This window comes from Aquidulcibacter sp. (genome assembly GCF_020253525.1).
GTDB lineage: Bacteria > Pseudomonadota > Alphaproteobacteria > Caulobacterales > Aquidulcibacteraceae > Aquidulcibacter.
The window spans coordinates 1-7,277 of record NZ_JADCBK010000016.1 but is presented as its reverse complement, the minus strand read 5'-3'; the positions used below and the strand labels follow the sequence as shown (position 1 = coordinate 7,277).

The 7,277-nt window shown below is 57.0% G+C and carries 6 protein-coding genes and 1 tRNA gene; 4 read left to right on the top strand and 3 right to left on the bottom strand.

What is annotated here, in order from left to right; genetic code table 11:
• Positions 1–754, bottom strand: a 754-nt coding sequence (argS, locus tag IOB61_RS02150) for an arginine--tRNA ligase (RefSeq protein WP_290811487.1), incomplete at its 3' end; no start/stop codon positions are given.
• Positions 755–765: 11 nt separating this feature from the next.
• The gene (locus IOB61_RS02145) at positions 766–1,512 is read right to left on the bottom strand and encodes a Tat pathway signal sequence domain protein (protein ID WP_290811484.1); all 747 of its coding nucleotides are present in this window, start codon (positions 1,510–1,512) and stop codon (positions 766–768) included.
• Positions 1,513–1,642: 130 nt separating this feature from the next.
• On the opposite strand from IOB61_RS02145, the gene ispH reads away from it, so the two are divergent.
• Entirely contained in the window at positions 1,643–2,611 is a 969-nt protein-coding gene (gene ispH, locus IOB61_RS02140; RefSeq protein WP_290811481.1) for a 4-hydroxy-3-methylbut-2-enyl diphosphate reductase, read from the top strand.
• A gap of 78 nt (positions 2,612–2,689) precedes the next feature.
• A tRNA-Arg gene (locus IOB61_RS02135) sits at positions 2,690–2,766 on the top strand.
• A gap of 364 nt (positions 2,767–3,130) precedes the next feature.
• Here IOB61_RS02135 and IOB61_RS02130 read toward each other — a convergent pair.
• Positions 3,131–4,495: a M24 family metallopeptidase gene (locus IOB61_RS02130; RefSeq protein WP_290811478.1), complete on the bottom strand. Its 1,365-nt coding sequence runs from the start codon at positions 4,493–4,495 to the stop codon at positions 3,131–3,133.
• 284 nt (positions 4,496–4,779) lie between these two features.
• Between IOB61_RS02130 and IOB61_RS02125 the strand changes: the two genes are divergently transcribed.
• Together IOB61_RS02125 and IOB61_RS02120 are read left to right on the top strand one after the other, a co-directional pair.
• Entirely contained in the window at positions 4,780–5,565 is a 786-nt protein-coding gene (locus IOB61_RS02125) for a DUF3313 family protein (protein WP_290811475.1), read from the top strand.
• 122 nt (positions 5,566–5,687) lie between these two features.
• On the top strand, positions 5,688–7,277 hold a 1,590-nt coding region (locus IOB61_RS02120), incomplete at its 3' end, for an ATP-binding protein (protein WP_290811472.1).

Genomic DNA, 7,277 nt, shown 5'->3' with positions numbered 1-7,277 from the left:
CGCCGCGCGACACCGCCACAAAATGCTGCCACAGCGCGCGATAGCCGGGCCGGCCTGCCTGCAGCTCTGCCGTAGCTTTACGGGCACGGTCGCGCGCCTCGACATCGGTTTTGGCCAGCGCCGCCGCAGCGGGATAAATCCGCTCTAGATCAGCCAATTGAACGGGGCTCACGTCCGGATACGGCCCGGCAAAATCGGCGTCAAAATAAGGCAGGTCGGGCATTTCTTGCGCCAAGGTCGCAATCAACAGGCCCATTTGAAAGCCCCAATCGCCAAAATGCGCATCGCCCCAAACGTGATCGCCGCGGAAGCGATAGAGACGCTTAATGCTGTCGCCAATAATGGTCGCGCGCAAATGGCCGACATGCATGGATTTGGCGACATTCGGTCCGGCATAATCGACGATGACGCGGCGCGGAGCCTCCACCAAGCCTGCGCCAGCGCGTGGGTCTTGCGCAATTGCTGCTGCTTGGGCGATCAAAGCGGCATCCGACAAGGTGATGTTCAAAAAGCCAGGGCCTGCGACTTCCACCCGCGCAATATCGGGGTCATGCGCCAGTCTTGCCGCAACTGACGTGGCAACCTCACGCGGGTTCTTGCCTGCCTGTTTAGCCCCGGCCATGGCGCCATTACACTGAAAATGGCCGAATTCTGCCTTTTGAGCCCGAACGACCGCGCCCAAATCCGGGCTTAAGCCCAGATCAGCAAAGGCATTGCCCAGCTTATGGGCTAAATGAAACGCAAAATGGGTCATGCATCAGGCCTTTAGCGCGGAACGCCAGCATCCACGCGGAAGCGCTTACCATTGCGGTTGAACTCCAATTGCTCGGGCGTCAATTCAAAGCCGACCAGCACTTCAAAATTGGCCCCGGCAATATCCTTATTGGCACGGGGGATTTCGATGGTGATGGGTAAGGACTTCAAGGCAACCCGGTCAGAGCCAGCTGGAATCACAACGCGCTGGGTATAGACTTGGCGGCTGATGACGGCGATATCCTTGCGCGTCACGGTCACCCAATAATTGGCGTCCTTAAAGGCCCCTTTGGCTTTGGGGCCTTTGCCAAAGGCCATATCTAATTGCAGATTGATGGTGATGGGATCAGCGCCAACATAACGGCAATCGGAATTCACATTCAAAATCTCGCCCGTATAGCCGACATTCTCAAACCGCTCTGCCCCGTCGAGTTCGACAAAGCGTTGGGCGTCATACAAAACCCGCACCGCTGGGCAGGGTCCAACATTGGGCACGCCAGAATCACTGCCAAGGGCCTTGGCCACGCCAGAGAAGAAACCGCGCTTGCGCGGTGGCCCGACGGGGGCCTCCAAGGTTTCTGCATCCCCTGCTTTCGCCTCAACCGTGGGCTTAGGCGCGTCTGCAGCAGGCGCGTCTGCTTCGGTCATGGGTGGGGGTGCCTTAGTGCGACCGTCGCGATTGCCCATGAAAGGCAAGGACGAACAAGCGGCAAAAAGGATGGACGAAGTGATCACAAAGGCAATAGCTTGGGGGCGCATGTTGCATTCCACAGAAGAAGCGAAGCAGACCATCTTGGCACTGCCGCAATTATAGACCATGTCTTTAGAGGTCAGTCTTGTTTCAAGCAACGCAATGCGGCGCCAACAAGGCAATGCCACCGGAGAAATCATGTCGGAAGTTACAGCCCCTGCCCGTCCGTTGACGATTTTGCTCGCAGCCCCGCGCGGCTTTTGCGCCGGTGTGGACCGTGCCATCCAGATTGTTGAGCGCGCGATTGAGAAATGGGGTGCGCCGGTCTATGTCCGCCACGAGATCGTCCATAATGTGCATGTGGTGGAACGCCTAAAGCGACTAGGCGCTGTTTTTGTTGAAGAATTAGACGAATGCCCTACCGACCGCCCGGTTGTCTTCTCTGCCCATGGCGTGCCCAAATCGGTGCCGGAAGAGGCTTCTCGCCGCAATATGATTTATGTCGATGCGACCTGTCCTCTGGTCTCCAAAGTCCATGTGGAAGCCCAACGGCATTTTGATGCAGAGCGTGAAATTGTTCTCATTGGCCATGCAGGTCACCCAGAAGTTATCGGCACCATGGGCCAATTGCCGCAAGGCTCGGTCACTTTGATCCAAGATGTGGCCGAAGTGGCAGATTTTCAGCCAAAAGACGCCAAAAAGCTCGCTTTTGTGACCCAAACCACGCTGTCGGTTGATGATACAGCTGAAATTGTCGCGGCTTTGCAGGCAAAATTTCCGGAAATCTCGCCGCCCCATAAGGAAGACATTTGCTACGCGACGACGAATCGCCAAGAGGCCGTCAAAGCTCTGGGGGCTAAAGCTGACCTCCTCTTGGTCATTGGCTCAAAAACCTCGTCCAATTCGATCCGGCTCGTGGAAGTCGGTCTGCGCGCTGGGGCGAAGGCTGCCCATTTGATTGATGATGCGCAGGGTATTGATTGGTCTTGGTTTGACGGTGTTGCCACTTTGGGCCTCACCGCCGGGGCCAGTGCGCCCGAAGATCTGGTGGAAGCGGTTATCGCAGCCTGTCAGGCGCGCTTTGAAGTCACGCTGCAAGATGTGGAAGTCACGCGCGAGGATGTCATCTTCAAACTGCCGCGCGTGGTCGCAACCGCCGCCGATTAAGCCCCAACGCATTCTCGGGCCAAATCTGTAACACCCCCCTCCCCAAACCAGCCCGCGCCCGCTAAGCAAGGGCTGTGCGGTCCCGTAGCTCAGCAGGATAGAGCAATCGTTTCCTAAACGATGGGTCGGGGGTTCAAGTCCCTTCGGGACCGCCAGACATGCGCCCCGCGCGGCAGGGTGCGTTCCAGCTGTGATTTGCACCATGGTCTAGCAATTCCTGAGATAGCCAGTTTTGGGCGTTCGCCAAACGCTTTGGAAGGCCTTTGCCCCCGGCTGTGCCTAGGCAAAGGCCAAGTTCGAGTTTGAGCGCGCAAGATGGGGCGTCAAGAGGCGCGCCCTTGGCGCGTCGGCGAAGCCGATTTCACCTCTGACACCCCAGCTTGCGCAAAAAGAATTGTCCGGCGGCTTCATGGCAAGCGAAGTGCGGCCTGAAGCCGTTCCAAGTCCTTTGGCTGATGCCTTAGCATTGACCTTCTTTGAAGCGGTATGACCGAGGCCCATCCCTTTCAGAGCGCCCCCCTACGGCCGTGATGGGATAAGGGTCAGTTCTATTTGGCGGCCGTCGAGATAGCGCACTTCCTTGCCGTCAAAAAAGGCGTTTTCTTCGGCGCGGAAATCAACGCGTTGGCCATCCCACTCGGGCACGGCGGCAAAAGTCGTCAGCTCAATCGACCAAGCTGTATTGGCGGCAATCAGGCCAGCGCCGCGTGGATCGGCGTTCTGATTGTCCCAAAAGCCAATCGAGGGCCCGGCACCATGGCCATGTAGGCCAATCGGATGGGAGTAGATTGAGGGGTCAAGCCCCGCCGCAATCGCTTCTGCCCGGGCGCGCGCCAAAACCTCATTCCCGCTGCGCCCGACAGCGAATTGGCGGGTGAGGATGTCTTGCAGGCGATTACTATTGGCAAGCCCTTGGCGAAGGCCCGCGGGTGCCTCGGTCTCGCCCGGCTTCAACACATAGGCAAGGTGCTGCATATCGGTGTTGAGGCGCAGATAGGTGATGCCGAAATCTGTCCAGAGGAGGTCGCCCGGCTGGATGACTTCATCGCCTTCCAACATGCCCTTCACGCCCTTGCGCTGGATTCCGACGGAGGGGTGGAACCAGGGCTCTAAGCCCAATTGAAGCAACCGATCCCGATACCACCATTGCACCTGCTCGGCAGTTGTAACCCCGGGGGTGATGACCGCGCGCGAAAAGGCTTCCCCAATCAGCCCATGGGCCAAACGCATCAGCGTGGGATAAATTGCCATTTCAGAAGGGGTGCGGGTTTCAAGCCAACGGATGGCGAGTGCCTCCCCGCTGACGATCCGGCCTTGCAAAGGCTTTGGCAAAGCGGCCGTGAATTTTTGATATTGGCTAAGCGTCATGCCATCGGCGAACTGATAGAGGTCAGAGGTGTTGATGGCGATCTTGTTGGGATTGCGCGTGGCGATGATATCGGCGACTGCCTGCCACTGATCGGGCTGTTTTTTGGGGTCCCACGCAGGCGCGAACAGGCCCCCAAGGCCATAGCGGCTGACGGTTAGCCGCTCAATCGACTTACCCGCACCGGGGTCGAAAAAGATCAAAATGGTGCGCCTGCGGGCATGCATGTTTTCAGCATCCAGCATAGAGGCCACGACCGGCTCTTCAAAATATTCGCGTGCCACCAACAGCCATAGATCAATCCCTTGTTCGCGCATGATCATCGGGATGATTGTATCTAAGCGCTCGGCCAAAATGGCGTTTTCGGTTGTGGCGCGGTCGCGCGCCTTGAGAATCGGGGGCAGCGCGGATGCTTGCTTTTGCGTGGCAGCCACCCCGGCAGGTTGGGCGAAAACGGCGGCAGGCACCGCCAAACATGTCGTCAACACGAATGCCGCAATCACTCTCATTATGGCCATCACGCCCTCCCCCACTGCATCTGTAGCAAGGCTAGCGGGTCAGGGCGCAAGTATCAAATGCCGGGCACCAAAACTTGCGCGACGATAAGAGATACGCACGGTGTCGCTTCGCTTGCCCCGCGCTATCGGAATGACATCCTACCAAGGTGAGCGCGCGGCCATCAACATGATGTGAAAAGCCGCATTTTAATTGCTTTGCGGCAAGCCAAGCACGGCAAACGTGCTATGTCGCGTGAAACTGGCGTAGTTTTCCTGCGCCTCACCCTCATAATTTGGCCTTCATAATGCCCCTTTCTTTTCCTGCCTGTATGCGCCCGATGTTGCTTTTGGCCCTCCTTGCCCTGCCCGCTTGTGCGACTAAGCCGCCCACACAGACAGGTTTTCTGGCCAATCAAGCCGGTATGGAGAAAGTTTCAGGCACGGTGCGCGCCCAGATTGAGCGGCAGCGCGATTTAGACGCTTTGCGCGGGGTTCAAAAAGTCACGCTTTTGCCGGCAAAACTGCAAGAGGGTGGCGATATTCCAGACACAATCACGCCGGAATCGCGCCTTTTGGTCCTTGGCGAATTGGATCGCCAGCTTTGTTTCCACATGTCACGCCGCTTTGAGCTGGTCGGCCCAGAGGAGCCCGCAGCCGCGCGGGTGCAAGCGGTTATCACACGCCTGCAAGAAACCAATGCGACCGCTTCTGCGGCTTCTGCGGCGGTCAGCCGCCTCTTGCCCGGTGGCTCTGTGCGCTTGCCCGTTGGTCGAGGTGGCTTGAGTATCGAAGCCAGACTGGACACAGCCGATGGACGTCAAGCCGCCGCCATGGCTTGGTCGCGGGGTGCTGGTGTGGTGATGGATCAGGGCTCGCTGTCAGAGGTTGGCGACGCCCACCGATTTGCCGCCAACTTTGCCGATGACTTCGCCGACTTTCTGGTGGAAGCTGGCACGCCAAAGCGCGCTGTGCCTGATCCAGATCCATGCCAAAAATTTGGCGCACGGCTAGACATAGGCCGAATAGCTGCAGGACGCGTGATCGGATTGCACGTCCCAAGACCAAGTAATTCTAATGAAAAAGACAACTAAAAATATAATTTAGTTGCAAATTTCATCAGATTTTGGCAAAAAACGACACAAATTCGGCCCTAAAGCTAACTGAAAATAAAGCTCCCGCCTTTAATCTTTTACGAGACGGGGGGAGTAAACGCGTGCACCAGTCATATTTAGATTTGCTTGGACGGTTGCGCGACGATCTCCCAAGCCGGACCTTAGCGGCCGCTGGCTTCACCGGGCTTTTGCTCTGGGGGATTGATGGACTGGCGGCGGTGATCTGGTTTGCCGCCTTTGCGCTCAATGAAGGCTTAGAGTTGCTGATCGGCATGAAGTCGAGCAAGGACCCTGAAAAGGGCGCACTCAGCCGGAAACTTTTCTGCGCCAACATGGCCTTTGGGGCGTCGGTCTGGGTGGCGGGTGCATTGGCCTTGGTGAAGACGGGCGAGATCGGCCCCCTCATCATCGGCCTAGCCATTTTGGTTGGCGCGCTTACCCATGTGATTTCCACCAGCTTGAGCTATGTCAGCGCCTTTTTGGCGGCAGCCCTTCCCCTTGTGATGGGCATTATCTCGGTCCCGGCGGTGATGATCGTCAGCGAATCCTATGCCGATAGCGCCGTCTTCCAAGCCAGCATCGCGATGGTGTTTCTTTTGACCTATAGTTTGAGCGCGGCCTATCAAAGCTGGCAGCGCGAAACCAAATTGGCCAAGACGTTGGAACAAGTCAGCCTCGCCAGTGATGCCAAGTCACAATTTTTGGCGACTATGAGTCATGAAATCCGCACGCCCCTCAATGGTATTGTTGGTCTGGCCGAGGTCTTAAACAACACCAGCTTGACCCCATCTCAGCAAGAAATGGTCAATCTAGTCCGCACCTCTGGCGAAACCTTAGAGCGCTTGGTTTCAGATGTGCTTGATAGCGCCAAGATTGAAGCCGATAAGCTAGAACTCTCGATCGCACCTTTTGACTTGCGCGAAACGGTTGAGACCGCCGCCCACACGTTCCGGACACGGGCAGAAGAAAAAGGCGTCGCCTTTTATCTCGCCATTCATCCAGAGGCCGAGGGGCGCTATGTGGGCGATGCCGTCCGCATCCGTCAGATTATCTCGAACCTCACCTCCAATGCGGTGAAATTCACCGATAAAGGCCGGATTGATATCCAAGTTGACGCGCTGGAGATTGATGGCGAAAGCGTAGAGCTTCGCATTCAAGTGTCAGACACGGGTATTGGCTTTGACCAGAAGGCCAGCCAACATTTGTTCAACCGCTTTGAACAGGCCGATAACAGCATCAGCCGGCGGTTTGGCGGCACGGGCCTCGGCCTGTCGATTTGCAAGTCCTTGTGCGAACTGATGGACGGCAGCATCTCTGCCACGTCGCAACCGGGTTCGGGCAGTCGGTTTGAGGTGCGCATTCAAGTCAAAAATGCCGAACCCTTAAAAGCCAATGCGCGCCTGCCAGTCAGCGCGAGCTTTGACGACGCCTTGGCCTTGAATGATGGGTCCATCGGGCCAACGGGCTTGCGGGTGTTGGTCGCCGAAGACAATCCGATCAATCAAAAAGTGATCACTTTCATGCTGGAGCCCATGGGCATGACGCCGGTGATGGCTGCCAATGGACGGGAGGCTGTGGCCTTCTACAAGATCGACAGTTTTGATCTGATCTTGATGGATATGATGATGCCAGAAATGGATGGCCTTGCCGCCACCCAAGCGATCCGGGCGTGGGAAAAGCAAAATAATCTG